This window comes from Haloferax elongans ATCC BAA-1513 (assembly GCF_000336755.1).
Lineage (GTDB): Archaea > Halobacteriota > Halobacteria > Halobacteriales > Haloferacaceae > Haloferax > Haloferax elongans.
Window position 1 is genome coordinate 396762 of record NZ_AOLK01000022.1, and the last position, 26913, is coordinate 423674.

Consider the following 26913-nt stretch of genomic DNA (forward strand, 5'->3'; position numbering starts at 1 on the left):
CTCAAGCACCTCCTGCAGCAGTGACGACTTCGTCGCCGACGAGGAGTTGACGCACGTCGTCGAGCACGTCGAAGTCGGCGAGAACGGCGACGCGGTCGCCGGTTTCGAGCGAGTCATCCGACAGCGGGAGACTCATCGGACTGTCTTTCTTCCCGAACGCGAGGATGCGCGCGTGGGCTGGCAGCGCAACCTCTTCGATACTGTACCCGTTCATGGGCGAACTCTCCGTGACCGTCACGAGGATGACCTGTAAGTTCTGGGCGATGTCCGCGATAGCGCGAATCGACCCGCCGAGGAGGGCGTTCTTCGCACCAATCGCACCCAGTCGTTCGGGGTAGACGATTTCGTCGACTTCCCTGGCGTACTTCTGGTACACTTCTTCGCGGTAGTCCTCGTCGACGCGGAGCACCGTCCGACAGCCGAAGTGTTTGGCAATCATGCACGCCGCGAAGTTGACGTTGAGATCGGCAGTCAGCGCGCCGAGAGCGTCCGCCTCGTCGATACCGGCCTCCAACAACACCTCCTCACGGGAGCCATCGCCTTCCACCACATCGAAGTCCATCTCACGAGCTTGTTTCACCCGGTCGCGGTCTAACTCGATGAGGACGATGTCGTGACCCTCCTCTCGAAGGACTCGGGCTGTCCGTAGCCCCACCCGTCCAGAACCAATGATAACGAACCGCATGGGAGTACGGTATGTCGGCGAAGGCAAATAACCTTACCCCGGTTTCGGTCGAATCACCGGACATCGAACGGAGCAAGGCTTTTGCATTGTGTGATAGAATATCCCACACATGGTTCACGCCTTCATCATGGTGAAGACTGGTGCCGGGGAATCAGAACAGTTGCTCGGTCCGATTCGCGACTTCGAGACGGTTGCAGAGGCCCACATCGTCGCCGGGGCGTACGACATCATCGCGGAGGTCGACACCGAAGCGGTGTACGAAGTCCTGAAAACGGCATCGACGAGAATTCAGGGGTTACAGGGCGTCTCCGAGACGAAGACGTACATTTCACTCGACGACTGAGTCGCCGACGCCGTCACCGACAGACCGGCTGCGGCGTCAGCGTTCGATGTGGAACGGTCCGTGTTCGTCGACGTGCGCCATGTGCTCGGCCCGCTGTTCGGCGAGTTCCGGCGTGAGGTCCTCGTACACGTAGTCGAACAACTCGTCTGGACCGGGCTCCGGCGTCTCTTCTGCGGTCTCCTTGGCTTCGCGGAGTTCCTCGTTCGCGTCCTCGTACATCGCGTCGAGTTCGTCCTCGTCGACGATGCCAGCGTCGAGACAGAACTCCTCGAACCGTTCGAGGGGGTCGGCAGTCCGCCACTCTGGGAGGTCGGGGTCGTCGTCTCGGTAGCGCGTCGGGTCGTCTGCGGTGGTGTGCGCGCCCTGTCGGTACGTCAGGCTCTCGACGAGCACCGGCTTGCCCTGTCGAGCCTTTTCGAGCGCGTCGCTGACGACTTCCCGAACCGCGAGCGGGTCGTTCCCATCGACTTGCACGCCTTCGATGCCGTAGGCCTCGGCCTTCACGGCGATAGAGTCACTCGCAGTCTGGCGGTCGCGAGGGAGCGAGATGGCCCAGCCGTTGTTCTCACAGAAGAAGACGACCGGTGCGTCGAAGACGCCCGCGAAATTGAGTCCCTCGTGGAAGTCGCCCTCAGAGGTCGCACCGTCACCGAAGCAGACGAGCGCGGCGTAGTCGTCGCCGCGGTAGGTGCTGGCCATGCCAACCCCGGCCGCGTGGGGAATCTGGCTGGCAATCGGGACGGCCTGCGGGAACACCGGAACGTCGTGGTCGGACTCGTACTCGGCGTAGCCGCGGCGGAAGAGAAAGAGGTCGCTCGGCGGCACGCCGCGAGCTATCTGAAGTGCGTTCGACCGATACGTCGGGAGGAGCACGTCGTCTTCGCGCATCGCGTGCGCGGCACCGATTTGTGACGCTTCCTGTCCCTTGAACGGTGGGTAGCCACTCATCCACCCGCGTCGCTGGAGGGCGAGTGCACGTTCGTCGAACCGGCGCGCTCGAATCATGTCGCGGAGGGCGGCACGGGCGTCGTCTTCGGTGAAGTCCGTGTCGTCCAACCCGTGCTCGGCGATGAGTCGATGCATGCGCGGAGGGTCACGGTCCTTCGTGATAAACGTCCCCGGTTTGAACCCTGGTGTCACTCGACTGACTTCGGTTGGGTCGGTCAATTCACGTCGCCGCGCGGCCCGGCGACTCGCGCGTGACGTGCTTCGAAAATAGTCTATTAATGCGACGTAGCGACTGGATAGCAATTCACCTCCCCTGTCTCGACTGGGCTATGTATCCACGTCTGCAGGAGAGCGCGAAGGCTATCGCCGCGACGGCGCTCGGAGCGGTCGTCATGCTCGCCGCCCTCGGCGGTGCTGGCTTCGGTGGTCCCCTCATGCCCGCGACCGACACCGGTTCGGACGCGGGCTCGACTGGGTCACTCGGCGAGTCGGAGAGCGTCGGTGTCATCGGAGACAACGAGACGGTGACAAACGAAACGGACGGGGAGACAGAGACCAACACAACAGAGACGAACGAGACAGACGACGGGTCGACGACTACTGAGACAAACGAGACGACGACCAACGAGACGGACGGGACAGCGACCAACGAGACGGACGGGACGAACGAGACGAGCACCTCGACCGAGACAGAAGCGAACTCGACGGACGAATCGACGGACAGCAGTGAGAATACGACCGTCGAATCGACAGGGAGTACAGACGGAACGACGAGTGAAGACGACGCAGGTGCGTCCGACGACTCGGATGACACGGGCGACTCAGGTGGCTCGGACGACTCGGACGATTCAGACGACGCAGTTGCTTCGGACGGTGACGACAGCGACGAGACTGACGACTCGGAGCAGGGAGACAAAACGACGACTGACGACTCCACAGCCACCGACGAGACAGCAGATGCCACGCCCGTGGAGGACTCTGATACAGTCGAGTCGGACGGGCCGAAAGACACAGACAGCGACGGCATCCCTGACAGCGACGAGCGCGCGGGAGACCTCGACGGCGACGGCGTCCCCAACGTGGAAGACTGGGACGACGACGGCGACGGCATCTCGACGGCCCGCGAGCACTTCGACACCTGGCCGTCAGACGTGGACAACGACGGCGCGCCCGCGTGGTACGACACCGACACCGATGGCGACGGCATCCCGGACGGTCGGGAAGGGACGGCCGACACCGACGGCGACGGACTGCCGAACTACAACGACCGCGACAGCGACCGTGACAAGGTCGGCGACGCCCTCGAACGGACTGCGCCGACGGACCCGTACAATCCCGACACCGACGGCGACGGGAGTAGCGACCTCGCCGAGTGGAACAGCCTCGGCGGCGACCCGGTCGATGGCGACGTGAGCATCCAACAGTCCGACACTGACGGCGATGGTCTCGAAGACGACAGCGAACAGCAAACCGGGCTCAACCCCGCCGACCCCGATTTCGACGGTGATGGCTACCCCGACGGCGACGAGGTGTACGAACGCTACACGACCGACCCGAAGAACCCTGACACCGACGGTGGCGGGGCGTACGACGGCGTCGAAATCGAGGCCGGAACGGACCCGACTGACGCCAGCGACGACGCGCAAATCGACGACTGGGACGGCGACGGACTCGCCAACGACTACGAGCAGGCTATCGGCCTGAACGCGCGCGACCACGACACCGACGGCGACGGGCTGAGTGACCGCGTCGAACTCGAAGCGGGTCTCGACCCGACCGACCCCGAGAATCGCGTCATGGACGACGACTTCGACGATGACGGCGTCTCGAACACCGAAGAACTCGACGCGGGAACCAACCCCTTCCGCGCCGAATAGCCCCGCCGGGAGCGACAGGGAAAAGACGCCCCGATACTAACCCCCGGTATGGTCTCGGTGGTCAACCTCGCGCTGATGGGCGTCGTGCTCCTGCTTCACACCCTCATCGCGGCGGTCATGACGCGCTTCTTCCGCCTCCGATTGAAGACGCAGTGGGGGTATATCCTCTACGCCCTGTTCCTCATCCCGCTGGTACTGTTCGTGTCCACACTCGTGTTCTCGGGCGTGTTCGGTATCGGCGTGAACCTCGGCAGTCCCGCGGCGGCGTTCGGCGTGATGATTGGAATGCCGCTGGTTCTCGGGTTCACCATCGACACGCTGTACGTCCCTCCCCCAGAAGAGTTCGAGAACCTTCCTGAGTCGCGGTAGCGGAAACGACCTGCGGACGTGAGAGGTACGGCTGAAGGCCCTACGCGTCTGCGAGAATGTCGTCGAGGGCCGCTTCGACTGCGTCGAGAACTTCTTCGGGCGACTGCGTCGCGTCGATTCTGATAAAGCGCTCTGGTTCCGCCTCGATGAGTCGCTCGTAGTTCGCGCGCACCTCGGCGAGGTACGCCGCCTGTTCGAACTTGTTCGTCGAACCACTCCGAGCAGCGGCCGTCTCGGGGTCGACATCGAGGTAGATGGTCTTGTCCGGCGGGCGAGTGAACGCCGCGTGGATGCCCATGATGTACTCCATCGGGCGCTTCAGGTCGCTGTCGCGGAGCGAGGCACCCTGATAGGCGTACCGGGAGTCGGAGTATCGGTCGGAGATGACGAGTTCACCCGCGTCGAGGGCGGGTCGAACGACGCGCGAGAGGTGGTCGGCGTGGTCAGCAGTGAACAGAAACAGCGTCGCGAGCGGGTCGGCGTCGTCGTCGCCGATAGCGCGGTTGACCGCCTCACCGTACCACGAATCGTCGGTTGGTTCTCGTGTGAAGACCGCGTCCGAATACGTGTCGCGGAGCGCCTCCCAGACGGTGGTCTTCCCACTTCCGTCGAGTCCCTCGAGGGTGACGAGCATACGTCCTCCGAGTCGCCCCTGCGAAAAAAGCGCCCCGAACTGCCTCAGCGATGCTCACCCAAAACTGCCGAAGCGATACTCGCCCCCAAACTGCCGTAACGATAATGTCAGACCACTACGACTACCGCATGTGTTGTTCCGTGAGTAACCGATGGGACGCGCTTCTCCCAGTGTCGTTACCGTACAGTGTCGTCTGGTACGACGAGACGGTGCCACCGGGAGACGAGGGCTTCGCAACCAAGCTTCGAGAGGTTGCAACACCGTGTGAGGCCCCCGACGAATGGCAGTACGAACACGAGGAAGTTGTCGTCTACGACGAAGGCGGGAAGATGATTAAGCGGACGGGTGGTCCGCTTATGCCACCGATATTGGCGTGACAGGCACACCGCCGAACTGACTCGAATTCTCGGTCTATCGAACACTCTTGTCGTCGGAAACTATTCCGGCGAAATCCACCTCAAACTCCCGTTAGCTTTACGCTCGCTCCGCCGAATAATTCGCTATGAAAGTCCTTGTTGTCGGCGGAAGCGGATTCGTCGGTAGTAACCTCTGCCGAGAGCTGAAGTCGCGCGGGCACAGCGTGACTGCGATGTCTCGCAACCCCACTAGCGAGGACCTCCCAGAGGGCGTCGAGACGGCCGTCGGCGACGTCACGGATTACGACTCCATCACCGACGCGTTCGAGGGGAAAGACGCCGTCGTGAACCTCGTCGCCCTCTCCCCACTGTTCAAGCCGGACGGCGGCTACCGAATGCACGACATCGTCAACTGGCAAGGCACCGAGAACGTGGTGAAAGCCGCCGAGGCACACGACGTGCCTCGGCTGGTGCAGATGAGTGCGCTCGGTGCGGACCCGGACGCGGACACTGCGTACATCCGGTCGAAAGGAAACGCCGAGAACGCGGTGAAGTCGTCCGGTCTCGACTGGACCATCTTCCGGCCGTCGATTATCTTCGGCGAGGGCGCGGAGATAATCGACTTCACAAAGAAGCTCAAGGGGATGTTCGCGCCCGGCGTCCCATTGTACCCGTTGCCCGGTAACGGTCGGACGCGGTTCCAGCCAATCTGGATTGACGACCTCACGCCCATGTTCGGTGAAGCCCTCGAAGACGACGCGCATGTGGGTGAGACCTACGAAATCGGCGGTCCAGAGATACTCACGCTTCGAGACGTGACAGAGATGATATACGAGTCAGAAGGGAAGTCCATCACCATCGTACCGCTCCCGATGCCGCTGGCTCGCGTCGGTCTCACGACGCTCGGGTTCGTTCCCGGTTTCCCGATGGGTTCTGACCAGTACCGGTCGCTCAAAATCGACAACGCGGTCGCCAACAACGACATTGGTGCCTTCGGCGTCGACAAGTCGTCGCTGAAGACGTTCGAAGCGTTCCTCTCGGAACGGAACTGAGGACACACTGGCCGGGCGAGCCGAGCCGACCGAACTGAACAATCGGTTCGTTTCTCGGGTCGTGATGTCGAGAAAACCCTGTTAATCATATATAAATCACGAATATTGATAATGTCACACGCCCGTCAGCCAGAATAATGATTGCTTAAAATTCCGCCTCCGTCCGCCGTTTTTTCCAGCTAATCTGTTCTTGGGTTGACACCTGGCCATCACAACGCTTATGTCTGCGTTCGTACTGGCTTTCACGCAATGGCGAGGGGACCGAACCTATGAAGCTCGCAATGATCGGATTCGGGCAAGCCGGGGGAAAGATCGTCGACAAATTCGTCGAGTACGACCGGCAACGCAACTCGGACATCGTCCGTGCAGCAGTTGCAGTCAACTCGGCGAAAGCCGACTTGCTCGGACTCGAAAACATCCCGAAGGACCAGCGCGTCCTCATCGGCCAGTCCCGCGTGAAGGGGCATGGCGTCGGTGCGGACAACGAACTAGGCGCGGAAATCGCCGAAGAAGACATTGACGAAGTGCAGGGTGCAATCGATAGCATCCCAGTTCACGAAGTCGATGCCTTCCTCGTGGTCTCTGGACTCGGTGGCGGCACCGGGTCCGGCGGCGCGCCGGTCCTCGCGAAACACCTCAAACGAATCTACACTGAGCCTGTCTACGGCCTCGGCATCCTGCCGGGGTCCGACGAGGGTGGTATCTACACTCTCAACGCCGCACGCTCGTTCCAGACGTTCGTCCGCGAGGTCGACAACCTCCTCGTGTTCGACAACGACGCGTGGCGGAAGACCGGCGAATCGGTGCAGGGCGGTTACGACGAGATTAACCAGGAAATCGTCAACCGCTTCGGCGTCCTCTTCGGCGCCGGTGAGGTCAAGGACGGACAGGAAGTCGCAGAATCTGTCGTCGACTCCTCGGAGATTATCAACACACTGGCTGGCGGCGGCGTCTCGACCGTCGGCTACGCCTCCGAGGGTGTCGAACCCCGACAGAACAAGAGTGGCGGCCTCCTGTCGCGACTCACTGGCGGTGACGAACCCGACGACAACCTCGACACCGCCCACACGACGAACCGCATCACCAGCCTCGTACGCAAGGCTGCACTCGGCCGCCTCACACTCCCGTGTGAAATCGAAGGTGCCGAGCGCGCGCTGCTCGTACTCGCTGGCCCGCCGGAGCATCTGAACCGGAAAGGCATAGAGCGCGGGCGGAAGTGGATCGAGGAGCAGACCGGTTCCATGGAAGTTCGCGGCGGCGACTACCCGATTCCGGGTGCCGGCAAGGTCGCCAGTGTCATCCTCCTTTCGGGCGTGACCAACGTGCCACGCATCAAGGAGCTCCAGCAGGTCGCCATCGAGGCGCAAGACAACATCGAAGAGATTCGAGAGGAGAGCGATTCGAACTTGGAGAACCTCGTAAACGATGACGAAGACGAGCTGGAATCGCTCTTCTAAGCTGGCGCTCGCGCTCGTCGTGCTGCTGTCGGCCCTCGTGGCCCCGGCAGGAGCCGTGAGCGTCGCGTCCGAAGACGTCCCGAGCGAAGCACAGGTCGACTCGAAGGTGACCGCCTCGGTCACGCTCGACGAACTGTACAAGAACCCACAACTCGAATCGTGGTCGCTCGCCGGAAGCACTGAGCTCGAAGAAGTGACGTGGACCGTCACGTACTACGACCAGACGGGCGCAAAAGTCGACCAGCAGTCCTTCGACGGACAGAACTTCAGTGGCGCACAGGTCGCCGCTGACGACGGGACGAGCGAAGTCGAAGTCAAGGTGACCGGAACGGTGCCAGCGGTCAAGGAGTACTCCTACGACCCTGCACAGACGTTCACCGCCGTCTCGCTCAACCAGACCCGCGAAGGTGGCTCTAGCAACCACATCCAGACGTGGGACGTGAACCACTACACCGAAGACAGTGCCGCCGCGCGCGCCAAACTCGACAGCGCGCAGGCGACCATCGCTTCGGTGAGTGGCGCGAACACGAAGGAGGCACAGCAGTCGTTCGACAACGCAGTTGACGCCTACAACAGCGGCAACTTCGACCTCGCGACGACGCTGGCCGAAGAAGCAGAGACGCGCGCGAACAAAGCGAAGCAGTCGAGTCAGACGACCCAACTGCTCATCTACGCAGCAGGTGGGCTCGTCGTCGTCGCACTGCTCGCCGGTGGCTTCCTCTACTGGAAGTCCCAGCAGCAGACCTACGACAAACTGGGCTGATTCTCCGTGCGAGTGGTCGTTCCCTTCGGGGTGCAGTCCCCGAAGACGCGGCTCGCTCCACTACTCGTCGACGACGAGCGACGCGACTTCGCAGTCGCGATGCTTCGAGACGTCCTCGACGCGGTGCGAGACGCCGGCGGGACACCACTCGTTCTCGCAGATGCACCCCTCGGCGAACCCATCGACGCGCCCGTCGCGGTCGACGACCGCCCCCTTACGGATGCAGTGAACAACCAACTCGCAGCGGGAACGCCTGTCACCGTCGTCATGGCGGATTTAGCGCTCGCGACACCCGAAGCCCTCTCCCGACTCTTCGAAACAGCAGGGGATGTAGTCGCTGCACCCGGACTCGGTGGCGGCACGAACGCGCTCGTTGTCCGCCATCCGGACTTTTCGGTCGATTACCACGGCGCGTCCATCGCCGACCACCGGCGTCTCGCCGACGAGGTGGGCGCGACGTTCGTCGAAGTTGATTCACTGCGCCTCGCCGTCGACGTGGACGAACCCGCCGATTTCGTCGACGTGCTCCTTCACGGAGCGGGACGCGCCCGCGAGTGGGTGGTCGACGCTGGAATCCACCTCCAACGTGGCGACGGACGGGTCGGTGTGGGTCGCGCGCGCCGATAGGACCATAATGTTCCACGGTAAACAGTAGCGTGGCGCGGTGTGTCTGTGCGCCGGCGGGAACTGAGGCCACGTGCGCCGCGCCCTTCCGAACCGTCTGTCGGCGGTGAGGGAGGCAGCGAAACTCCGACCGCCACAATACGACCAGGTCGACTCTTGTAGTCAGTCTCTCTGGTGTGTGGTGGGTTTACGGAGGAGTCGGAGTAGTGTCTGGCACCAACACTCCGACTTCGTTCTCGCCAATCGGTTCCGACCAGTGAGCCCCGTGACTGACACGTTTTTTGTCCTCCACCACAGACCGAGTGGTATGTTCCCCGGAGCCGACGAGTACGGAGTCGAAGTCGACGTAGACGCCGACGAAGTCGACCGACTCCTCTCGGTCGGCCCCGACGACGTCGAGAAACCGACGTCAGTGTCGTTCTCGCGGAACGTGTTCCTGCCGTTGACGACCGCGTGCCGGTACACCTGTACCTACTGCACGTACTACGACGTCCCCGGACAGGCGACGCTCATGTCGCTCGACGAGGTGCGGGACGTCGTTCGCATGGGTGCTGACGCCGGCTGCACGGAGGCGCTGTTTACCTTCGGCGACGAACCCGACGACCGGTACACCGAGATTCACCGCCAACTCGATGAGTGGGGATACGACGACATCCTCGATTACCTCGCCGCCGCGTGCGAGGTCGCGCTCGACGAAGGCCTCCTCCCGCACTCGAACCCCGGCGACCTCACGCGCGAGCAGATGGCCGACCTCGCGCCACTGAACGCGAGTATGGGCGTGATGTTAGAGACCACCGCCGACGTGGACGCACACGCCGGGAACCGACGAAAGACGCCGGGGCAGCGACTCAACACCATCCGCGCCGCGGGCGAAGTTGGTATGCCCTTCACCACGGGCATTCTCGTCGGCATCGGCGAATCGTGGCGCGACCGCGCGGAGAGTCTTCTCGCCATCCGCGACCTCCACGAGCGTTACGGCCACGTCCAAGAGGTCATCGTCCAGAACGTCGTCCCTAACGAGCGGTCCGACTTCGAGCGCCCGTCTATCGAGACGATGCGCCGCGTCGTGGCGATGGCGCGCGCGGCGCTTCCAGAGGAGGTGTCGGTACAGGTACCACCGAATCTCTCGGAAGCCGCGTCGCTCGTGGACTGCGGCGTCGACGACCTCGGCGGCGTCTCGCCTGTCACGGACGACTACGTCAACCCCGACTACGCGTGGCCGGCGCTGCAGGAACTCGTCGATATCGCCGACGAAGCGGGCGTCTCGCTCCACGAGCGACTGCCGGTCTACGAGCGGTTCTTGCCGTCTGACCTCCGGTACGACGCGGACTCTGGACGTGTTGCAGACGACCGCCGGGCCGACGGTGACTGGGTTCGGGACCGTATCGCCGACCGAATCCGCGCGGGCGACATCCACGGGCAACGATTTCGTGACGTTGCTCGTGGCGACAGCCCACTCACAGTGCCTGAGAACTGAGCGACGGGCCTCCGCGCATGCTATCGGCGACGGCCGAGCAGCGAGACGAACGTAACCAGCGCCGCATACATCGCGGGGGTCCGCCCGGAGAGTTGCGGGACGCGTTTTCGAACGGTTGCGTATCCAACTGCGACGAGGAGACTGCCGACGAGGACGAGGTGCACGTCGCCGCCGAAGGCGAGAAAGCCCGGAATGGACAGCACTGCAGCGAGTGCGAGGTCGCCGGGCGACCCGTCGTAGGCGGCCCAGCGGCGTGGTGCGACCCAGCCACCCGCAGACCGAACGTAGACACCGCGGTCAGTGGCCGCCTCCCACGGATTCGGTTCGCTGCTCCCGCCCGCGAGGTCGGCGAGGCAGTGCAGCGCCGCAGCGGCAAATCCGGTCGCCGCGAGCACCGGCGTCACGTCACCTGTCGCGACCGCGACGACACCGGCGACGACTGCCCCGCCGACGAACGCTTCGAGTTGGTGGAGCGTCTTGCGGTGGACGCCGACGACCATGTCGAGGTCGGGCGCGAGTCCGCCGACCAGCGCAGCAGCGACGACGAGCGGCATCGCTGCGGGGACGACGGCCGCGACGACGACCGCAAATGCGATGCTCATGGCGGCATGCGTGGGTGCCATCATCGGGTCGTCACCTCCCGTTGAGTCGGCGAAATTGACATCCTTCGCTACTCTCCGTCGTGGAGACGCTTCAGTGCCGTGGTTCATCTGGTACGTAGATGCGGCGACAAGTCTTGAGACGGGCGTCTAGCTATGGTAGGGGTGGCGTGAGAGCCAGAGAGTTGTGCCGACTCAGATATTGAACCACTCCGGCATCCGCTTTCGAAAGCCGGTGTAGAAGACGGCGACAGCGACACCGACGAGGACGACAAGTCGAAGTCCGCCATCGAACGCGAGGAAGCCCGGAATCGAAAACAGGAGCGTCAACACGAGGTCTTCCGGCGCGCCGTCGTAACGGACGACGTAACGAGGGCGAACCCAGCGCTTGGCCGGGTGCACGTACACGGCGCGGTCGGAGGTTCGATGCCACGGCCGGAGTTCGTCGCCCGCACCGAACCAGTCCGAGATGGAGTGAACGCCCGCCGAGAGCAGGAAAAACGCGATAGCGACGACCACCGAACTGGGTACGACGACCGCGACGAGACCAACCAACGCGGCCGCAAGCGTGTAGTAGACGGGGAAGTGCAGGCTCTTGCGGTGGGTGCCGACGAAGAGGTCTACGTCGGGGAAGACGCCACCGACGAGCGCGCCGACGGCAGCGACTGGTGCGAGTTCGGGTGCAATCCACACGAGCGGCGCGGCGAGTGCCAGTCCCACCGCCGCGTGGGTAGTCGCCATCATCTCAATCGTCTGCGAGCGCGGGGTCGCGACTGCGCTCCAACAGCGGTGTCCCGTCCGCATGTGGCCCGAGCATCGGACCGTGCGAGTCGGCGTCGATGTCCAGCGGGCGACGGGTCCGGTAGTCCGTCGAGCGTTCGACTGGCTGGCGGCCGATTGCGGTAATCATGTCGACGTACTCGTCGAACGAGCGGAACTCGCCGAACTCACCACCGGCGCGCTTCGTAATCTCTTCGGAGAGAATCGTCCCCATCAGGTCGTCGGCCCCGCAGTTGAGCAGTTTGAGCGCCTTCGCGTTGCCGAACTTCACCCACGACGACTGGATGTGGTCGACGTTGTCGAGATAGAGTCGCGCGACGGCGACCATCAGTTCGTCTTCGTCGTCTGTCGCGCCGCCGGTGACGAGTCCGCGGTCGTACAGCGGCGTGTTCTGGTGGACGAACGACAGCGGAACGAACTCGGTGATGCCGCCGTAGCGGTCCTGTAAGTCGCGGACGACGTCGAGGTGCATCACGCGGTGCATCTCGTTCTCGACGTGGCCGTACATGATGGTCGCCGTCACGTCGAGTCCGGCTTGCATCGCGCCTTCCATCCCGGCGACCCACTCGTCGGTGCCGATTTTCCCCGGGCAGATGACGTCGCGGACTTCCGGGACGAGAATCTCCGCTGCGGTGCCGGGCGCGCTGTCGAGACCGGCCGCGTCGAGGCGGCGGTAGACTTCCTCGTAGGTCCAGTCGGTCCCGCGCTTGGCGTGGTGGGCCTCTTCGGGCGTCATCGAGTGGACGTGGACGCCGTCGACCGACATCGCCGTGAGTTGCTCGGCGTACGTGCCGGGGTCGGTGTCGTAGGCCTCGGGTGGCTTGTAGTTCACCTCGGCGGCGGGGTTGTCGTACGACTGGAGAATCTCGCGATGTTCCTCGTCGAGGACGAGCGCCGGGTGGAGGCCGGAGACAGAGGTGACTTCGTAGATTCCCGTCTCAACGGCGTCGGCGACGATGTCGCGGGATTCGGCGGGCGTCTTCGTGAATCCCGCGTGGTCGGCCTCCGAATCGCTCTCGAACAGGTGGGCAGTGTTCTTGAAGTTGCAAAAGAGACAGCCGGTGGTACAGGCCGTCGTCACGTTGTTGTTGAGATTGGCGACGAACGTCACCTCGTCGCCGACCATCTCGGCGCGGCGGCGGTCGGCCGCTTCGAGGACGAGTTCCTTTCGCCGGGCGTCGATTCCGGCACTGTCGGTGCCGGTCGTCATCAGTTCGACGCCGTCGGCGACAGTGAGGCGCTCGCCCGCTCGTGCCTTCTGTAAGGCCTCTTCGAACGACTGGTCAGTCTCCGGGACGTGGTCGAACCCGAAGTCGTCGCGGGCGGCACCGGTCATGGTCGTGGAGAACGCGCTACGGCGGTAAAAAACGGGGCGGTAGCGGAAGTGGAATCAGAGCGCGTTTGACCCGGAGAAAGGATTACCCGCGCAGACAGTCTCGTGTCGAGTATGGAACACCCCTCGTCGGAAGACACTGCCTCCGTGTCGGACGAGACCGACAGGACATCCTCGGGAGACAGCGTCTCGACATCGTCAGGAGACGGCGTCGTGGAGTCGGCGAAATCGAGACTGAACGACGACGGTGAGAGCGTCCTCTTTTCGGCGCTCGTCGGCGCAGTCGTCAGTATCGTCCTCTCGCCACTGCCCGGCTCGACCGTTCTCGGCGGCGCGCTGGCAGGCTACCTGACCGGTACCGACCGCGACGTAGGCGTCAAAGCGGGGGCACTCTCAGGAGTCTTCGTGAGCCTCGTCGTCGTTCTGTTCGCACTCGTCGGATTCGGATTCGTCAGCGTGTTCGCCCTCGTCGGTGCGCCGCGTTTGGGCGTCGGGCTTGGTATCCTCGGCTTCGGTCTCGTCGTCCTGTTCGGTCTGGCCGTCGCCCTCGTGTACACTGTCGGACTCGGGGCGCTCGGTGGCTACCTCGGGCCGTATCTCCGCGAAGAATTCCAGTAGTCGCCCGCTCCTCAGAGCCGCGTTTCGACCGCCGGAAGAAACTCCGTGAGGTCGGCGCGGACGACCACGTCTGCCCTTCTATCGTACTCCGTCTCGTCGAAGTTAACCACGACGAGCGAGCCACCTTCTGCGGCCCGGCCCGCGAGCCCGGCCGCGGGGTGGACCGTCAGCGACGACCCGAGTGCGAGCATGATGTCAGCGTCGTCGGCGAGCGTCGTCGCCTCGGCGTAGGCGGCACGCGGGAGTTGCTCGCCGAAGAGGACGACGTCAGGTTTCAGGACGCCGTCGCAGGTTCGGCAGGTCGCAGGGACGGCGTCGTCTCTGACCTGCTCGAACGCCATCTCGGCATCGAATCTGCTTCCGCAGGACTCACAGACCACGTCGGCGGCGTTACCGTGGAGTTCGACCACGCGCTCTGACCCAGCGGCTCGGTGAAGTCCGTCCGTGTTCTGGGTGATGACGGCGTCGAGAACGTTCCGTGATTCGAGGGTGGCGAGCGCGTCGTGACCTGCGTTCGGGCCGACCTCGTCGGGAAACATCCGTTCGTGCAGCCGAAGGCGGTCACGCCAGAAGCCCGCGGGGTCGTTGACGAATCGGTCGCGGTGGAACGACGCAGGGTCGAACTCGGTGTTCCAGATACCGTCGTCGCCGCGGAAGTCCGGGATGCCCGATGCGGTGCTCATCCCCGCGCCGGTCAAGGCGACCGCAACGTCCGCATCGCGTAGACGGCTGGCAACCCAGTCGGCGTCGGCGTCGAAATCCGCGTCCATGCCCGAACAGACGTAGTGGGGGCGAAAAAGCGCCGTGGTCGCCGAGAGTAAGCAAGTATGTGTACATCTGTGGCAGTATTCTCTCCAATATGCGCACACAAGTGGAAGGTTCTTAGTGGGAGGGGTGCAGACGTTGGAGCATGACCAGCGTGAAGGACTTCCGTGTCGAGGAGGACGCGACGGCGACTGACCTCGGCCGGGGCCGCTTCGTCTTCTCCGACCGCTACTCCGTGTTCGACTGGGGCGAGATGCCCGACCACATCCCGGGTAAGGGCGCGAGCCTCTGTCTGATGGGCGCGTACAACTTCGAACTCCTGGACGTGAACCACGTCCCGACCCACTACCGCGGGGTCGTCGAAGACGGCGAGGTCAAAGAACTCGGCGAGTGTGAGTCACCGCCGACGGAGATGGCTATCGACCTGACGCAGGTGCCCGACCTCCCCCACGAAGACGGCGAGTACGACTACGAAGCCTACCACGAAGCCGCGGGCGAGAACTACCTCATCCCGCTCGAAATCGTCTTCCGCAACACCGTCCCGGTAGGGTCGAGCCTCCGCAAGCGCGGCGAGCCAGCCGACTACGGACTCGACCTCGACGAGTGGCCGGACGAACCGCTCGACCTGTCTGAGCCGGTGGTCGAGTTCTCCACGAAGTACGAAGAACAGGACCGCTATCTCGACCGCGAGGAAGCCGACTACGTCGCGGGCGCGGTCGACCTTGACCGCCTCGAAGAACTCGCGCTCGCCGTCAACCACGTTCTCAATCAGCAGGCCGCCGACGCCGGGTTCACCCACGAAGACGGGAAAATCGAGTGTCTGTACCACGACGGGACCGTGAAGGTCGCAGACGTGGTCGGCACGTTCGACGAGAACCGCTTTTCGTACGACGGCCAGCAGGTCTCGAAAGAGGTCGTCCGGCAGTACTACAAGCGCGTCCAGCCCGAGTGGGTCGACGCCGTCTCCGACGCGAAGCAGGAAGCCATCGAGACGGGCGAACCCAACTGGCGCGAGAAGTGTGAGATTGCACCTGAGCACCTTCCCGAAGAAATCGTCGAGGCGCTGTCGGACCTCTACCGCGCCGGGACGAACGCCTACGTCGGCCACGACTGGTTCGACGCGCCGGACATCGAGGATGCTGTGGCACGCGCGCAGGACCTGTAAGTAGTCGGCAGCAACGTCGGTTGAGTAGTCGGCAGCAACACCGGTAGCAACGCTCTGCCGACCGCGGTTGTCTCGGTCGTACTAGCCAGTCGTTTCGTACTGCTCGTTTTTCGCCGCGCCTTCCGGGTCGCGGCAGACCAACTCGATGCGATTCCCTTCGGGGTCGGCGAAGTACAGCGAGCGCCACTGGACCCACTCGTGGTACGCGAAGTCGAGGTCGAGGTCGAACCCGCGTAGGCGTTCGACTTCCGCGTCGAAGTCCGCGGGAGCAATGGTAAAGGAAAGGTGGTCGAGCGTCGTGAACGTCTGGTCGAGTCCCTCGTAGTCCGCTTCGTCCATCCGGTCGAAGAGCGCGAAGACAGCTTCGTGACCGGCGTGGCTCTCGCCGAGGCTGAAGAACGTCGCAAAGCCGAAGTCGCCGATTGGCTCGCCGAGTCCGACCACGTCGCGGTAGAACTCGCGCATCGTCTCGAAGTCCTCGACACGGAGGGCGAACTCACCGAGGGCGCGGGCAGCGCCGGGGCTGTCGGGTCGGTCGGGGATACGAGGAGCAGAAGAATTTGTCATCACCCCGTGGACGCGGAGTGAGTATATATCAGTCGTCGTCCGACTGCGGGGGGACGGCCGACTCCGTCTCGCCAAGCGCGTCGACGATGCCGTCGACCGGGCGGTCGGGGTTGGCAGTCTGCGCTTCGCGCGTCAGGCCGAGTTGGTAGTCGTCGGCGTCGACGTTCTCACGAAGACTGGTGCGCCCGCGGTGGACGGAGATGGCGTCGTCGAGGTGCAGATTGACGGCTTCGAGGAGCGCGTCGGCCTCGACGGGTTGACCACGGGCTTTGATTTCGTCGATGCTCGCGTCGTCCGGGACGTCGAACGCCCGTTGGGTGATAATCGGTCCCTGGTCGAGGTCCGTCGTCACGTAGTGGGCGGTGACGCCCGCGATGCGGACGCCGCCCTCCTTGGCCTGTCGGTAGGCCGCCGCGCCGGGGAAGGCGGGCAGGAGCGACGGGTGGATGTTGATGATGCGGTCCTCGTAGCGGAAGACCACGTTGGGGCCGAGGATGCGCATGTAGCGCGCGAGGACGATGAGGTCCACGTCGTACTCTTCGAGCAGGTCGAGGAGTTCGTCTTCGTCCGGCGTCCCTTTCTCGTCGCCGATGTCGTAGAACGGAACGTCGTAGTGGCTCGCCAGCGGTTCGAGTGTGTCGTGGTTGCCGATGACGACCGAGATTTCAGCGCCGAGTTCGTCGTTGGCCCACGCCTCGAACAGCGCTTCGAGACAGTGGGACTCCTTCGTGACGAGAACGGCAATCTCGCGGGTCTCGCGGTCCGACGGGAATCGAACCTGTACGTCGACGCCGAGGTCGTCACCGAGTTCCGAGAGCGCCTCGCGGAGTTCGTCGCGGGTACAGGTCATCTCCGAGGTGTCCGCGTGGAGCGTCATTCGGAAGATTCCCTCTCGGACCGCTTGGTCGAGGTCCTCGACGTTGATTCCGCGCTCGAACAGCAGGGTGGTTACGTTCGCGATGAGTCCGGTCTTGTCTCCTCCGATGACCGTGATTTCGGTTAGTTCTCGCGTCATACCGTCACCTCCAGCTGTTCGAGGCTGAACATACACCGCCCTGAGTGGTCAAACGGTAAACCCCTGTCGTTCTCCGCAACAAATTGTGGCGAAAGACCGTGTCGAAGCGCCGATTCCGGCCGGTTCTGTTTCCTCGCGAATGTATTATACTCGACAGCTACGTAGCACAGGCCATGTCGAACGATTCCTCGTCAGCGGTCGAGTCGAACGCCGAATCGGCGTTCTCGCTGCTCGCCGACGAGACACGACTCGCTATCGTCCGCGCGCTCGCAAACGCGACGGACACACCGCTTACGTTCTCGGAACTCCGCGAGCGCGTCGGCACTATCGACAGTGGCCGGTTCAACTACCATCTCGGCAAACTCACTGGGCGGTTCGTCGAGAAGACGGACGACGGCTACGAACTCCGGCTCGCGGGGCAACTCGTCTTCGGAGCCATTCTTGCGGGGTCGTACAGCCGCGGCGACGACGTTGGTCCGATTTCGCTCGACCCGCCGTGTCCCATGTGTGACAGCGCCGTCGAGGCAACGTACACCGACGAACGAATCACCGTCCAGTGTACCGAGTGCGGCAAGCCGTTAGTGGACATCGGCATCCCACCGGGCGTGTTCGAGGGGTACGACACCGAGGAACTGCCAGCGGTCGCCGACCGCTACACTCGGACACTGTTCTCGCAAGCCCGTGCCGGATTCTGTATCACCTGTCGCGGCATGTTCGAGGGGCGACTGGTGAGGAGTGGCGACGACAGTCACAACGACGTTATTTTCGACGATGTCCACGCGGCCTACAGCTGTGACCGGTGTAACGACGAACTCGTCACAGGTGTCGGGATGGTCTATCTCGACCACCCCGCTGTCGTCTCCTTTTACTACGACCACGACATCGACCTGTCACAGCCTCATCTGTGGGGGACCGCATGGCGCACGATGCCAGACATCGAAACCATCTCCGACGACCCGCTTCGGGCCGAGGTGACATTCGAAGTCGACGACGACACCCTCACACTCCACATCGACGAGGACCTGAACGTCCTCGACGTAGCGCGTCCATCGGCCGAATAGGAGGCCGCTCGCCGACCATACATATTCGTGCATATCAAACACGACCCAAAACCGTTTTTGCACATCACTACGCATCACCACTCGATGACCACCTACACCGCGACGGTGACGGTACGCCTCAAGCAGGGCGTCCTCGACCCGGAGGCGGAGACGACGAAGCGCGCGCTGGAACGACTCGGGTTCGAACTCGACGCGCTGCGCTTTACCGAACGGTACGAAGTCGACCTCGACGCCGCCGACGCCGACGAGGCGGCCGACCGCGCCGATGACATGGCCGAACGCCTGCTGGCGAACCCGACCATCCACGACTACGAGGTCGAGGTCGCCGAGGCCTAAGATGATTGCAGTTGTGCAGTTCGGCGGGTCGAACTGCGACCGAGACGCCGTCCGCGCGCTCGAAGACCTCGGCTTCGAGGCCGAACGCGTCTGGCACGAAGACTCGCTTCCCGAGGACACGACGGGCATCATGCTCCCCGGCGGATTCTCCTACGGCGACTACCTTCGCGGCGGTGCGATGGCCGCGCGCTCACCCATCATGGAGTCCGTGCGCGAGGAAATCGAAGCGGGAACGCCCGTGCTCGGCGTCTGCAACGGCGCACAAGTCGGCTGCGAGTCCGGGCTCACTCCCGGAGCGTTCACGACGAACGCCAGTGCTCGCTTCCAGTGCGAACACGCCTACCTCCGCGTCGAGAACGCGGACACGCCGTGGACGCAGGCGTACGAGGAAGGCGACGTTATCGAACTCCCCATCGCCCACGGCGAGGGGCGCTTCGAAATCGACGACGAGGGCTACGAGAAACTGGAGTCTGCGGACCGCATCCTCTTTCGCTACTGCGACGAAGACGGCAACGTCACCGAGGAAGCGAACCCCAACGGGTCACGTGGAAACGTGGCAGGTATCCTCGGTGAGTCGGCGTCAGTGGCCGTGTTGATGCCCCACCCTGAGCGGGCGGCGCTTCCGACGCTCGGCAACACCGACGGTCGCGGTGTGCTGGCCGGCTTCGAGGGGTACTAAATAACAAGACCGTCCGCTGGGATGGCGGGCGGTACAGGGTCGATGCGAGTGGCGACGTGGCATGAGCGATGGTTGGAGGTTGTCCGACCCGCATACCGCGTTCTATGAGACGAGAGCGTGTGGGGAGTCCGTGGCGATCCACGCCTCGGTGTTCTCCTCTTCACGAATCTCGAACCACCCATCCGCGTAGTAGACGGTCTTGTACGTGTGTGTCGTCATGATGGCAGGCAGTTCGGGTGAACCCGTCCGAACCACCAAATGTGTCAACGTGTGCCACCCTATTTGATACGAGTATCCTATCAATTGGGTTAGGTGCCAATTACCACCCTATATGACACATTAACCCTGTAGATGCGTGAAGAAACAGGGGCAATCCCGGTGAACTACTCGACAAATGTCCACTGTCAAGTTCGGGTTTCACCCCGTTCAGCGTGACCGATGCACCGTGTGCGCTACTTGACGAGCGGCATGTTGTAGCTCGTCTCCGCGTCGAGGACGTACTCCCACGTAGCCTCGCACTCACAGGACACCTGGTCGAAGACGCTCGGGTCCTGTCGCAGGTCGAAGTCCTTGATGGCCTTGAACACGAGTTCGTCGCACTCGCCACAGTTGTGCGCACCACGTTCTTGGCCGCCACCGACAGGGTCGGAGACGACGATAGCATCGACGTCGACGGTTTCACGGAGCGCTTCGGCGACCGACCAGAGCCACGGCGGGCGGTAGCCGCCCGCGAAGTGGAGTTCGTCGACCATCGTGTACCGCTGGACGTTGGTCGGGTTCATCGAGACGGTGTGGCAGTTGTCGACAGCAGCACACCGGCGGATGGACGATTTCATGTCTTCGAGCGCCTCGGGCTCCGAGAGGAACGGCGGCTTCATCAGGAGATACGCCTTCACGCCACCGCCCGCGTCGGCGGCCTCGTCGCAGGCGTCTTCGAAGTCAGCGAAGTCGAAGTACTTGTTCACACAGTCGTGGCGAACGCGGTCGGTCGCGGTTTCGAGGCCGATAGCGACGTCCGTCTCGATGCCGCGGTCGGTGAAGTCTTCGAGTTTCTCGCGCGTGACGAAGTCCGGCAGCGACTCGACGACCATCCGGTCGCGGTCAGAGAACGTCTCGGCGATGGCGTCGCGCGTCTCGGCGGGCACTTCGCGCTCGTCGAGGAACGACCCGGAGGTGTAGATTTTGATGAGACCGGCTTTCTCGCCGTCGTCCATGTGTTCGGTCTCGTGGTCGAGACAGACCTGAATCTGGTCCATCAGCGCCTCGTGAGAGACGGTGCCGCCTTCGACGGACTCGGCGACGTAGCCACACATCGTACACCCACCGGCGCGCGCCCAGCGGCAGCCACCGGTGTTGAGAATAATCGTGAGCGAGTCGTAGACGCCGTCAGGGGTGTTGTCCTCGTCTATCCACACCCGCGTCGGCTCGTGGGGGTCGTAGGTCTTCTGCTTTTGCGAACGGATGTCGCGCATCACCTTGTTGTGCGCGTCCATCCCGCGTCCCCGTTCGTAGACCTCGGGGCTCGGCTTACTCATTGGAGTCTCCTATCGGATGGTGGCGTAAAGCCGCTTCGTCTAGCGTGCGCGTGCCGTTGGTTCGCACGCATCCTATATGCGCCGCGTCCGTAGGTCAGGCCATGGACCGCCGAACCCTCCTCTCACTCGTCGCGGGCGGCGTCGCCGGTCTCGCCGGGTGTAGCACCCCCGACGAAGAAGTCGGAACCGCGACCGCGACTCCCGAGGAGCGGTCTCCCCAAGCGACGACCACATCTGCAGCGGCGCAACTCGGCCAACGCCTCACGGTCTGGAACCCGACGCCAGACCCGGTGTTCGCGACGGTCGTTGGGATGCGTGGCGGGCGCGACGTGTTCTTCCGCAACGTAGACCTGCTGCCCGGCGAGCGAACGAGCAGTCGCATCGAGGTTCCACGTGCCGACCTCGCTGTCGTCGTCGAGACCGACACCGGCATCCGGGAGGAGATGACCTGGCGCGTCACAGAATCGCTCGATGGGCTCGAAGTCGTGTTGAACAGGTCGAACGCAGCGTTCTGGCGCGCCAGCACGTGCTCGGGAGACGGTGAGTGCAGTCTTGCGACCGGCGGCGACGAAGCCGACCTCCCGCTGGTCGGAGACGGGTTGTCGCGGTGGTACGCTCCGGCCGCCCTCGTGGTCGAAAACCCCGGTGCAGAGACCGAGGCCAGTATCCGCGTCGACCTCCGAGATTCGACCCTTCTCGACCGACGGTTCCGGCTTCCGGCGGGAACGAGGCTGTCGATTCCCGTCACGTATCGAACTGGTGACTATCAGGTGAGTATCGAGACAGATGAGCGAGCCGTCGACGTGACGTGGCAGGTTCCCAACGAGCCAGCGAAGTACGTGGACGTGACGAGCGGAACGACGGGGTGTGGTCCGGCGAACACCACACTGACGGTAGCCAACCGGGACGATGTTGCACACAGACTGTCACTGCGCATCGAGACCGCATCCGGTGTGTTCGACCGCGACATCGACCTCGCGGCAGGGGAGGTTCGCACTCTCGTCCCGGTCGTCGAGTCCGGGCCGCATCGCGTCGATGCGAGTCTCGAAACCGGGACGTCAGTGTCTGGAACGTGGTGGTCATGTCCGCCGCGAGGACCTGCGACGCTCGCCGTGGACGCCACCGGTAGCCTCTCGTTAACGGCCGCAGGACCGCAACCAGGATAATTCGCCCCGAGTGGTCGGACTCCGGGACGTGAGGGAGTCGCGAGATGAGAGAGTAACCAAATTCGATTACTATTGTGTGAGAATCACTAACCTCTTGCCACCCGTACATAATTAACGACGATTACAATGACTGAACTCGGCGGGTATCACGACAGAGTTGCACGGGTTGACCTTTCGGCGGGGGAGGTGCAGTACGAAGGCATCGACGACGAGGACGCGAAGAAGTACATCGGCGCACGCGGGCTCGGCGTCAAGTACGTCTTCGAGCAAGGCCCAGACGTGGACCCGCTCGGACCAGACAATTTGCTCGCGTTCATGACCGGTCCGCTAACGGGGACACAGACGGTGATGAGCGGCCGTATCGCGGTCGTGACGAAGTCCCCGCTCACGGAGACCGTCACAGACTCTCACCACGGCGGGTGGAGCGGTGCCCGTCTCAAGTGGTCCGGTATGGACGGCCTGCTCTTTACTGGCAAATCCGAACACCCGGTCTACGCCGTCGTCGAAGACGGCGAAATCGAACTCCGCGACGCCAGCCACATCTGGGGCTGGGGTATCCACGACACCATCGACGAACTCGAAAGTGAGGTCGACGGCCAACTCGGCAAGAACCTTTCGGTGATGGCTATCGGGCCGGGTGGGGAGAACGAAGTCCGCTTCGGCTGTATCGTCAACGAGGACGACCGCGCGTCCGGGCGCGGCGGCACGGGCGCGGTCATGGGGTCGAAGAACCTCAAGGCGGTCGTCGTCAAATCCGGGACTCGGATGCCGAAACCTGCGGAGCCCGAGACGTTCAAGCAGGGCTACCAGCAGGCAATGGAACTCATCCGCGAATCGGAGGTCACCGCCCCGAACGAAGGCGGCCTCTCGCTGTACGGGACAAACGTCCTGATGAACGCGACAGAGGAGATGGACGGACTGCCGACCCGAAACGGGCGGTACACTTCCACGTCGAGCGAGGCGGCGGCGACGCCGGGCGACCACAACATCGAAGCCGAGAAAGTCTCCGGCGAGAACGTCCGCGAGAACATCCTCGTCGACGAGCCGACGTGTCACTCCTGTCCGGTCGCCTGTAAGAAGGAAGTCGAGGTGACGACGACGGTCAAAGGCAAGGAGATGAACGTCCGCGGCGAGTCCTACGAGTACGAGTCCGCGTTCGCGCTCGGCCCGAACTCGATGAACGACGACCGCGACAAGATTGCGGTCATGATCGACCGCTGTAACGACCTCGGCATCGACACCATCGAAGCAGGCAACATGATTGCGATGGCGATGGAGATGACCGAGCAGGGCAAACTCGACGACCTCGGCGAGCACATCGAGTGGGGTGACGCAGACGAGATGATAGACCTCCTCGAACGCATCGCCAACCGCGAGGGCGACCTCGGTGACCTCCTCGCGGGCGGTGCGAACCACGTCGCCGAGACGATGGACGCCCACGAGAACTCGCTGGCCGTCAAGGGCCAGACCATCCCGGCGTACGACCCGCGCTGCATGAAGGGCATGGGTATCGGCTACGCCACCTCGAACCGCGGTGCGTGCCACCTGCGGGCCTACACGCCGTCGGCTGAGATTCTCGGCATCCCGGAGAAGCACGACCCCTACGAGTGGGAAGGCAAGGGCGAACTCGCGGCGCTCTTCCAGGACATGCACGCTATCTCGGACTCCTTCGACATCTGCAAGTTCAACGCCTTCGCGGAGGGCATCGAGGAGTACGTCCTGCAGTACAACGGCATGACCGGCCTCGACGTCACCGAGGACGAACTGCTGGAGACCGGCGACCGCATCTACACGCTGGAGCGGTACTACAACAACCTCGCCGGGTTCGACGGCTCCGACGACTCGCTGCCGGGACGCTTCGTCGAAGGCGACGAGGCAGTGCCCGGACAGGGCGCGTCCGAAGGCCAACTCTGCGAACTCGACGAGATGAAAGAAGAGTACTACGCGCGGCGCAAGTGGGTCGACGGCGTCGTTCCCGACGAGCGTCTCGACGAACTCGGCATCGACCTCGGTCCCGGCACGGGCGTCTCCCGCGGCGACTCCGCGGCACCGGCGGACGACTGAGCAGTTAGGGTGGAGTCGCCCCGCGCGACACGCCACCGACGGTCCTTTTTTCGGACGCTCCCCGTGAGCGGTGCATCGGCGAAGGCCGGGTGTGATTCACCCACGAAGCGACGCTGCGACCCCACCGATACCACCAAAGACGAGGCCGAACACCAGCCCAGAAACGACTCCCCACAGCGGGATTCCGACCGAGTCGCCGTCGAGGTCGGACGGAGGGAACCCCGTCGCCCCGATACGGACGACCCCCTCGGAGTTCGGCGGGAGGCCACCGAGTCCGAAGCGAGCGACGACCGCGACGACAGCCACCGCAGCGGCGAATCCGAGCGCAACCGACGCGCCCGTGGCGAAGCCCTCCGCGGGACGCCGGTTCCACGCCGTGAGCCGAGCCGTGGCGGCCCCCGCGAGAAAGAGGCACGCAGGCGGAATCGCACCCATCCAGACCCACGCGTCGCCAGCGCCGTCGAACACGTCGACGAGGTTTCGCGAGACGATTGCGCGTCCGTGTCCGGTCGTCTCGACGAGTTGGACTGGGAGCCCCATCGCTCCGCAGAACGTCCAGATGGGGGTGAAAACCGCCGGGACGGGTTCGCCAGCGGTCATCGTGGTTACGGCGTCGAGCGTCGAAAACGGGCCGTCGGTCGCGAGCGCGAGCCATCCGGCAACGGCGACGGTGCCGGCAACGAACGCGGCGACGCCCGCAGCGAATCCGGTCGTGAGGAGGGCACGACCCGCGTCGTCGCGAGGACGCGAGTAGAGATGCGGGGGCGAGGAAGGCATGTGTTGGCGTGTGGTCACCGACGAAACGAGTATCTTGGGGACGCTCAGACGACGAACCGAAGGAACCAGAGCGCACCCATCCCCACGGCGATAGTGACGAACACGCGTTCTGTGTACCACGCCGCGAGCGCCGCGAGCACGCCCGCAACGAGACGTTCGTTCCCAAGCGAGAGTGCGACGTCGCCGGCGGGTGCGACGACGGCGGGAAAGACGAGCGCCGCGAAGACGGCCGCCGGAACGTATTCGAGTGCCGATTTGACACGCGGTGGAACCGTGTCGATGTGTCCGAAGAGGTAGATGAACGACGCCCGGATACCGAAGGTAAGGACACCGGCGACGACGATGACGCCCCAGACAGTAAGCGGGTCGTAACTCGTCGCCACCTACGCGTCACCTCCGAAAGACTCCACTGTGAGACCAGCGGCGACGCCCGCGATGGCGGCGACGATGATGTCGAGGTGGAACGGAATTCCCGCCGCGACGACGGCGACGGCGACGGTGCCGCCGACGACTCCCGACGCCGCCGACGCCCGGTCCTTCAGCGCCGGAACGAGAAGCGCGAGGAAGACCAGCGGCGCGGCGAATCCGAGGCCCCACTCCGGCGGGAGTCCCGTCCCGAGTACCGCACCAGCGACGGTGGCCACCTGCCAGACGGCCCACAGCGAGAAGGCGACGCCGACGTAGTACGCAAAGCGGTCGGTTCCCGTCTCGCGGTTGTATCGAGCAAGCGAGAGCGCGAACGCCTGGTCGGTCAAGAGGTACGAGGCGATGGTCTTCGAGCGAGCCGCGAAATCACGGAAGTACGGCGCAATCGAGGCCGAGTACATCAGCATCCGGAGATTGACGACGACGGCCGTGCCGACGACGATGGCGAGTGGCGCGTCCGAGCCAAGGAGTTCAATCATCGCCAGTTGCGAGGCACCCGCAAAGACCACGGTGGAAAAGCCGATGGCGTGGAAAATCGACAGTCCCTGCTCGACCGCAGCAACACCCGCGACGAGACCGAATGGCACGATGCCGAGGTGCAACGGGGCCGCATCGCGGACACCGTCGACGAAGTCGGATGGGAGCGTAGGCATCTATCAGATGCAGGGCGTCGCACCCGAAATAGGCGTCTATCCGCGCGCTGGTTGCCGGGTCTTGTTGCGATTGACGACCGCAACCTCCCGAATTTCGAGTGCCGTTTCGAACTCGTCGCGGCGGTCGGACTTCGTTCCGACGCGGCGGAGGTGCTCGGTATGCGCCCGCCGGACGGCGTCGAGTTCGCGGTGAGAGAACCCGATTTCGAGGCCTTTCGTGTCCCAGTGGCCAAGCGGGACGAAGTAAACCGCGGTCTCGTCGTCTTGGTAGACGCACTCGAATTCGCGGTCGTACTCGTCGGCGTGAGTGTCGAGGTACAACTGCGCGCGGTCGAGAAGCAGAGGAACCTGGTCTGCCGGAACGCTCGCCTTCGCCGCGGCGAGCATGATTGCTGTTCCGTCGACTGCGCCACCCCGTGGGTCGTCACTCGTCGCGTCCGGGACGAGGCGGTCGCGGAGTCGTTCGTGGTCGTCGTCTGGGTCGTCGTTCGGCTCGTGGTTCGAGTCGTCGTTGTGGTCTGCACCCATCGTCATCCTCCGGCGCGCATGGCCTTCTGTGCGAACTGCTCGACGAGGTCGTCGAGCGTCTCTTCGGAGCCCTCGAAGGTGAGTTGGACCTCGGTGAGTTCGATACTGCTCGTGATAGAGACCGCCTCGGTTTCGATATCGACCGTCCAATCGGGGCCGACCACGCGCGTGTCGCTTTCTACGTCCCCGCCGAGGTTCGTCAAGTAGTGTCTCACGAGTCGCGGCGAGATTCCGCGAAACGCACGCTCTCGGCGAGCCATC

At 63.8% G+C, this 26913-nt stretch carries 31 protein-coding genes; 16 read left to right on the forward strand and 15 right to left on the reverse strand.

What is annotated here, in order from left to right; translation table 11 throughout:
• Position 1 precedes the first annotated feature (1 nt).
• Positions 2–685: a potassium channel family protein gene (locus C453_RS16490; protein WP_008326222.1), complete on the reverse strand. Its 684-nt coding sequence runs from the start codon at positions 683–685 to the stop codon at positions 2–4.
• 109 nt (positions 686–794) lie between these two features.
• Here C453_RS16490 and C453_RS16495 point away from each other — a divergent pair, with 109 nt between their 5' ends.
• A complete protein-coding gene (locus C453_RS16495; RefSeq protein ID WP_007542500.1) occupies positions 795–1028 on the forward strand; it encodes an Lrp/AsnC ligand binding domain-containing protein in 234 nt (77 codons plus the stop codon).
• A 36-nt stretch (positions 1029–1064) separates the two neighbouring features.
• On the opposite strand, the gene C453_RS16500 is transcribed toward C453_RS16495, so the two are convergent.
• Entirely contained in the window at positions 1065–2111 is a 1047-nt protein-coding gene (locus C453_RS16500) for a thiamine pyrophosphate-dependent dehydrogenase E1 component subunit alpha (RefSeq protein WP_007542498.1), read from the reverse strand.
• Between the two features lie 194 nt (positions 2112–2305).
• Between C453_RS16500 and C453_RS16505 the strand changes: the two genes are divergently transcribed.
• Together C453_RS16505 and C453_RS16510 are read left to right on the forward strand one after the other, a co-directional pair.
• The gene (locus C453_RS16505; RefSeq protein ID WP_008326224.1) at positions 2306–3853 is read left to right on the forward strand and encodes a hypothetical protein; all 1548 of its coding nucleotides are present in this window, start codon (positions 2306–2308) and stop codon (positions 3851–3853) included.
• A 48-nt stretch (positions 3854–3901) separates the two neighbouring features.
• A complete protein-coding gene (locus C453_RS16510; protein ID WP_008326225.1) occupies positions 3902–4222 on the forward strand; it encodes a hypothetical protein in 321 nt (106 codons plus the stop codon).
• A gap of 40 nt (positions 4223–4262) precedes the next feature.
• On the opposite strand, the gene tmk is transcribed toward C453_RS16510, so the two are convergent.
• Positions 4263–4856: a dTMP kinase gene (gene tmk, locus C453_RS16515; RefSeq protein ID WP_008326226.1), complete on the reverse strand. Its 594-nt coding sequence runs from the start codon at positions 4854–4856 to the stop codon at positions 4263–4265.
• Between the two features lie 104 nt (positions 4857–4960).
• On the opposite strand from tmk, the gene C453_RS16520 reads away from it, so the two are divergent.
• The 6 genes from C453_RS16520 to cofG all read left to right on the forward strand — a co-directional run bounded on the left by C453_RS16520 (position 4961) and on the right by cofG (position 10585).
• Positions 4961–5233 (forward strand): hypothetical protein, encoded by a 273-nt coding sequence (locus C453_RS16520; protein WP_008326227.1) that lies wholly within the window; start codon positions 4961–4963, stop codon positions 5231–5233.
• Between the two features lie 125 nt (positions 5234–5358).
• On the forward strand, positions 5359–6264 hold the full coding sequence (locus tag C453_RS16525; RefSeq protein WP_008326228.1) for a complex I NDUFA9 subunit family protein: 906 nt from the start codon (positions 5359–5361) through the stop codon (positions 6262–6264).
• Positions 6265–6533: 269 nt separating this feature from the next.
• Positions 6534–7721, forward strand: coding sequence for a tubulin/FtsZ family protein (locus C453_RS16530; protein WP_008326237.1), 1188 nt, complete (start codon positions 6534–6536; stop codon positions 7719–7721).
• Positions 7690–8484, forward strand: a complete 795-nt coding sequence (locus C453_RS16535; RefSeq protein ID WP_008326238.1) for a hypothetical protein — start codon at positions 7690–7692, stop codon at positions 8482–8484. The genes C453_RS16530 and C453_RS16535 overlap by 32 nt, the downstream gene beginning before the upstream one ends.
• Before the next feature lie 6 nt (positions 8485–8490).
• Positions 8491–9111, forward strand: coding sequence for a 2-phospho-L-lactate guanylyltransferase (cofC, locus tag C453_RS16540; protein WP_008326240.1), 621 nt, complete (start codon positions 8491–8493; stop codon positions 9109–9111).
• Between the two features lie 304 nt (positions 9112–9415).
• Positions 9416–10585, forward strand: coding sequence for a 7,8-didemethyl-8-hydroxy-5-deazariboflavin synthase subunit CofG (gene cofG, locus C453_RS16545; protein ID WP_008326241.1), 1170 nt, complete (start codon positions 9416–9418; stop codon positions 10583–10585).
• A gap of 20 nt (positions 10586–10605) precedes the next feature.
• Here the strand turns inward: cofG and C453_RS16550 are convergent, their stop codons facing one another.
• From C453_RS16550 to cofH, 3 genes are all read right to left on the reverse strand, one after another.
• Positions 10606–11208, reverse strand: a complete 603-nt coding sequence (locus C453_RS16550; protein WP_193788083.1) for a hypothetical protein — start codon at positions 11206–11208, stop codon at positions 10606–10608.
• A gap of 171 nt (positions 11209–11379) precedes the next feature.
• A complete protein-coding gene (locus tag C453_RS16555; protein ID WP_049907778.1) occupies positions 11380–11928 on the reverse strand; it encodes a hypothetical protein in 549 nt (182 codons plus the stop codon).
• Between the two features lies 1 nt (position 11929).
• A complete protein-coding gene (cofH, locus tag C453_RS16560) occupies positions 11930–13300 on the reverse strand; it encodes a 7,8-didemethyl-8-hydroxy-5-deazariboflavin synthase subunit CofH (RefSeq protein ID WP_008326246.1) in 1371 nt (456 codons plus the stop codon).
• 111 nt (positions 13301–13411) lie between these two features.
• Between cofH and C453_RS16565 the strand changes: the two genes are divergently transcribed.
• Complete coding sequence (locus tag C453_RS16565) at positions 13412–13915, forward strand: DUF5518 domain-containing protein (protein ID WP_008326255.1); 504 nt, start codon at positions 13412–13414, stop codon at positions 13913–13915.
• Between the two features lie 11 nt (positions 13916–13926).
• Here the strand turns inward: C453_RS16565 and C453_RS16570 are convergent, their stop codons facing one another.
• Positions 13927–14685, reverse strand: a complete 759-nt coding sequence (locus C453_RS16570; protein WP_008326256.1) for an SIR2 family NAD-dependent protein deacylase — start codon at positions 14683–14685, stop codon at positions 13927–13929.
• A gap of 140 nt (positions 14686–14825) precedes the next feature.
• Here C453_RS16570 and C453_RS16575 point away from each other — a divergent pair, with 140 nt between their 5' ends.
• Complete coding sequence (locus tag C453_RS16575; protein ID WP_008326257.1) at positions 14826–15845, forward strand: phosphoribosylaminoimidazolesuccinocarboxamide synthase; 1020 nt, start codon at positions 14826–14828, stop codon at positions 15843–15845.
• Between the two features lie 81 nt (positions 15846–15926).
• On the opposite strand, the gene C453_RS16580 is transcribed toward C453_RS16575, so the two are convergent.
• Positions 15927–16412, reverse strand: a complete 486-nt coding sequence (locus C453_RS16580; protein ID WP_008326258.1) for a VOC family protein — start codon at positions 16410–16412, stop codon at positions 15927–15929.
• Between the two features lie 28 nt (positions 16413–16440).
• Positions 16441–17427 carry a formyltetrahydrofolate deformylase gene (locus tag C453_RS16585; RefSeq protein ID WP_008326259.1) on the reverse strand — a complete coding sequence of 329 codons (987 nt, stop codon included), beginning with the start codon at positions 17425–17427 and terminating at the stop codon, positions 16441–16443.
• Between the two features lie 173 nt (positions 17428–17600).
• Here C453_RS16585 and C453_RS16590 point away from each other — a divergent pair, with 173 nt between their 5' ends.
• From C453_RS16590 to purQ, 3 genes are all read left to right on the forward strand, one after another.
• A complete protein-coding gene (locus C453_RS16590) occupies positions 17601–18488 on the forward strand; it encodes a winged helix-turn-helix domain-containing protein (protein ID WP_008326260.1) in 888 nt (295 codons plus the stop codon).
• Between the two features lie 84 nt (positions 18489–18572).
• On the forward strand, positions 18573–18824 hold the full coding sequence (gene purS, locus C453_RS16595) for a phosphoribosylformylglycinamidine synthase subunit PurS (RefSeq protein ID WP_007542467.1): 252 nt from the start codon (positions 18573–18575) through the stop codon (positions 18822–18824).
• A gap of 1 nt (position 18825) precedes the next feature.
• Entirely contained in the window at positions 18826–19503 is a 678-nt protein-coding gene (purQ, locus tag C453_RS16600) for a phosphoribosylformylglycinamidine synthase I (protein ID WP_008326261.1), read from the forward strand.
• 452 nt (positions 19504–19955) lie between these two features.
• On the opposite strand, the gene C453_RS16605 is transcribed toward purQ, so the two are convergent.
• Positions 19956–21038 (reverse strand): archaeosine biosynthesis radical SAM protein RaSEA, encoded by a 1083-nt coding sequence (locus C453_RS16605; protein WP_008326270.1) that lies wholly within the window; start codon positions 21036–21038, stop codon positions 19956–19958.
• 101 nt (positions 21039–21139) lie between these two features.
• On the opposite strand from C453_RS16605, the gene C453_RS16610 reads away from it, so the two are divergent.
• Both C453_RS16610 and C453_RS16615 read left to right on the forward strand, forming a co-directional pair.
• A complete protein-coding gene (locus C453_RS16610; protein ID WP_008326271.1) occupies positions 21140–22204 on the forward strand; it encodes a hypothetical protein in 1065 nt (354 codons plus the stop codon).
• Positions 22205–22330: 126 nt separating this feature from the next.
• Positions 22331–24268, forward strand: coding sequence for an aldehyde ferredoxin oxidoreductase family protein (locus tag C453_RS16615; RefSeq protein WP_008326273.1), 1938 nt, complete (start codon positions 22331–22333; stop codon positions 24266–24268).
• A 96-nt stretch (positions 24269–24364) separates the two neighbouring features.
• On the opposite strand, the gene C453_RS16620 is transcribed toward C453_RS16615, so the two are convergent.
• Genes C453_RS16620 through C453_RS16640 form a run of 5 tightly spaced genes read right to left on the reverse strand, consistent with a single transcriptional unit; the run spans position 24365 to position 26912 of the window.
• Positions 24365–25045 (reverse strand): hypothetical protein, encoded by a 681-nt coding sequence (locus C453_RS16620; RefSeq protein ID WP_008326276.1) that lies wholly within the window; start codon positions 25043–25045, stop codon positions 24365–24367.
• Between the two features lie 44 nt (positions 25046–25089).
• Positions 25090–25428, reverse strand: a complete 339-nt coding sequence (locus C453_RS16625; RefSeq protein WP_008326277.1) for an AzlD domain-containing protein — start codon at positions 25426–25428, stop codon at positions 25090–25092.
• Complete coding sequence (locus C453_RS16630) at positions 25429–26124, reverse strand: AzlC family ABC transporter permease (protein WP_008326279.1); 696 nt, start codon at positions 26122–26124, stop codon at positions 25429–25431. It lies immediately after the preceding gene.
• Positions 26125–26160: 36 nt separating this feature from the next.
• The gene (locus C453_RS16635) at positions 26161–26658 is read right to left on the reverse strand and encodes a hypothetical protein (protein ID WP_008326280.1); all 498 of its coding nucleotides are present in this window, start codon (positions 26656–26658) and stop codon (positions 26161–26163) included.
• Positions 26655–26912: a hypothetical protein gene (locus C453_RS16640; protein WP_007542457.1), complete on the reverse strand. Its 258-nt coding sequence runs from the start codon at positions 26910–26912 to the stop codon at positions 26655–26657. Before C453_RS16640 ends, C453_RS16635 begins: the two co-directional genes overlap by 4 nt.
• Position 26913: the final 1 nt, after the last annotated feature.

What these genes read in the sequence shown, in the direction of transcription:
- C453_RS16490 (WP_008326222.1), bottom strand. Translation starts at nt 685, where the DNA reads ATGCGGTTCGTTATCATTGGTTCTGGACGGGTGGGGCTACGGACAGCC.
- C453_RS16495 (WP_007542500.1), top strand. Translation starts at nt 795, where the DNA reads ATGGTTCACGCCTTCATCATGGTGAAGACTGGTGCCGGGGAATCAGAA.
- C453_RS16500 (WP_007542498.1), bottom strand. Translation starts at nt 2,111, where the DNA reads ATGCATCGACTCATCGCCGAGCACGGGTTGGACGACACGGACTTCACC.
- C453_RS16505 (WP_008326224.1), top strand. Translation starts at nt 2,306, where the DNA reads ATGTATCCACGTCTGCAGGAGAGCGCGAAGGCTATCGCCGCGACGGCG.
- C453_RS16510 (WP_008326225.1), top strand. Translation starts at nt 3,902, where the DNA reads ATGGTCTCGGTGGTCAACCTCGCGCTGATGGGCGTCGTGCTCCTGCTT.
- tmk (WP_008326226.1), bottom strand. Translation starts at nt 4,856, where the DNA reads ATGCTCGTCACCCTCGAGGGACTCGACGGAAGTGGGAAGACCACCGTC.
- C453_RS16520 (WP_008326227.1), top strand. Translation starts at nt 4,961, where the DNA reads ATGTCAGACCACTACGACTACCGCATGTGTTGTTCCGTGAGTAACCGA.
- C453_RS16525 (WP_008326228.1), top strand. Translation starts at nt 5,359, where the DNA reads ATGAAAGTCCTTGTTGTCGGCGGAAGCGGATTCGTCGGTAGTAACCTC.
- C453_RS16530 (WP_008326237.1), top strand. Translation starts at nt 6,534, where the DNA reads ATGAAGCTCGCAATGATCGGATTCGGGCAAGCCGGGGGAAAGATCGTC.
- C453_RS16535 (WP_008326238.1), top strand. Translation starts at nt 7,690, where the DNA reads ATGACGAAGACGAGCTGGAATCGCTCTTCTAAGCTGGCGCTCGCGCTC.
- cofG (WP_008326241.1), top strand. Translation starts at nt 9,416, where the DNA reads ATGTTCCCCGGAGCCGACGAGTACGGAGTCGAAGTCGACGTAGACGCC.
- C453_RS16550 (WP_193788083.1), bottom strand. Translation starts at nt 11,208, where the DNA reads ATGGCACCCACGCATGCCGCCATGAGCATCGCATTTGCGGTCGTCGTC.
- C453_RS16555 (WP_049907778.1), bottom strand. Translation starts at nt 11,928, where the DNA reads ATGATGGCGACTACCCACGCGGCGGTGGGACTGGCACTCGCCGCGCCG.
- cofH (WP_008326246.1), bottom strand. Translation starts at nt 13,300, where the DNA reads ATGACCGGTGCCGCCCGCGACGACTTCGGGTTCGACCACGTCCCGGAG.
- C453_RS16565 (WP_008326255.1), top strand. Translation starts at nt 13,412, where the DNA reads ATGGAACACCCCTCGTCGGAAGACACTGCCTCCGTGTCGGACGAGACC.
- C453_RS16570 (WP_008326256.1), bottom strand. Translation starts at nt 14,685, where the DNA reads ATGGACGCGGATTTCGACGCCGACGCCGACTGGGTTGCCAGCCGTCTA.
- C453_RS16575 (WP_008326257.1), top strand. Translation starts at nt 14,826, where the DNA reads ATGACCAGCGTGAAGGACTTCCGTGTCGAGGAGGACGCGACGGCGACT.
- C453_RS16580 (WP_008326258.1), bottom strand. Translation starts at nt 16,412, where the DNA reads ATGACAAATTCTTCTGCTCCTCGTATCCCCGACCGACCCGACAGCCCC.
- C453_RS16585 (WP_008326259.1), bottom strand. Translation starts at nt 17,427, where the DNA reads ATGACGCGAGAACTAACCGAAATCACGGTCATCGGAGGAGACAAGACC.
- C453_RS16590 (WP_008326260.1), top strand. Translation starts at nt 17,601, where the DNA reads ATGTCGAACGATTCCTCGTCAGCGGTCGAGTCGAACGCCGAATCGGCG.
- purS (WP_007542467.1), top strand. Translation starts at nt 18,573, where the DNA reads ATGACCACCTACACCGCGACGGTGACGGTACGCCTCAAGCAGGGCGTC.
- purQ (WP_008326261.1), top strand. Translation starts at nt 18,826, where the DNA reads ATGATTGCAGTTGTGCAGTTCGGCGGGTCGAACTGCGACCGAGACGCC.
- C453_RS16605 (WP_008326270.1), bottom strand. Translation starts at nt 21,038, where the DNA reads ATGAGTAAGCCGAGCCCCGAGGTCTACGAACGGGGACGCGGGATGGAC.
- C453_RS16610 (WP_008326271.1), top strand. Translation starts at nt 21,140, where the DNA reads ATGGACCGCCGAACCCTCCTCTCACTCGTCGCGGGCGGCGTCGCCGGT.
- C453_RS16615 (WP_008326273.1), top strand. Translation starts at nt 22,331, where the DNA reads ATGACTGAACTCGGCGGGTATCACGACAGAGTTGCACGGGTTGACCTT.
- C453_RS16620 (WP_008326276.1), bottom strand. Translation starts at nt 25,045, where the DNA reads ATGCCTTCCTCGCCCCCGCATCTCTACTCGCGTCCTCGCGACGACGCG.
- C453_RS16630 (WP_008326279.1), bottom strand. Translation starts at nt 26,124, where the DNA reads ATGCCTACGCTCCCATCCGACTTCGTCGACGGTGTCCGCGATGCGGCC.
- C453_RS16635 (WP_008326280.1), bottom strand. Translation starts at nt 26,658, where the DNA reads ATGACGATGGGTGCAGACCACAACGACGACTCGAACCACGAGCCGAAC.
- C453_RS16640 (WP_007542457.1), bottom strand. Translation starts at nt 26,912, where the DNA reads ATGGCTCGCCGAGAGCGTGCGTTTCGCGGAATCTCGCCGCGACTCGTG.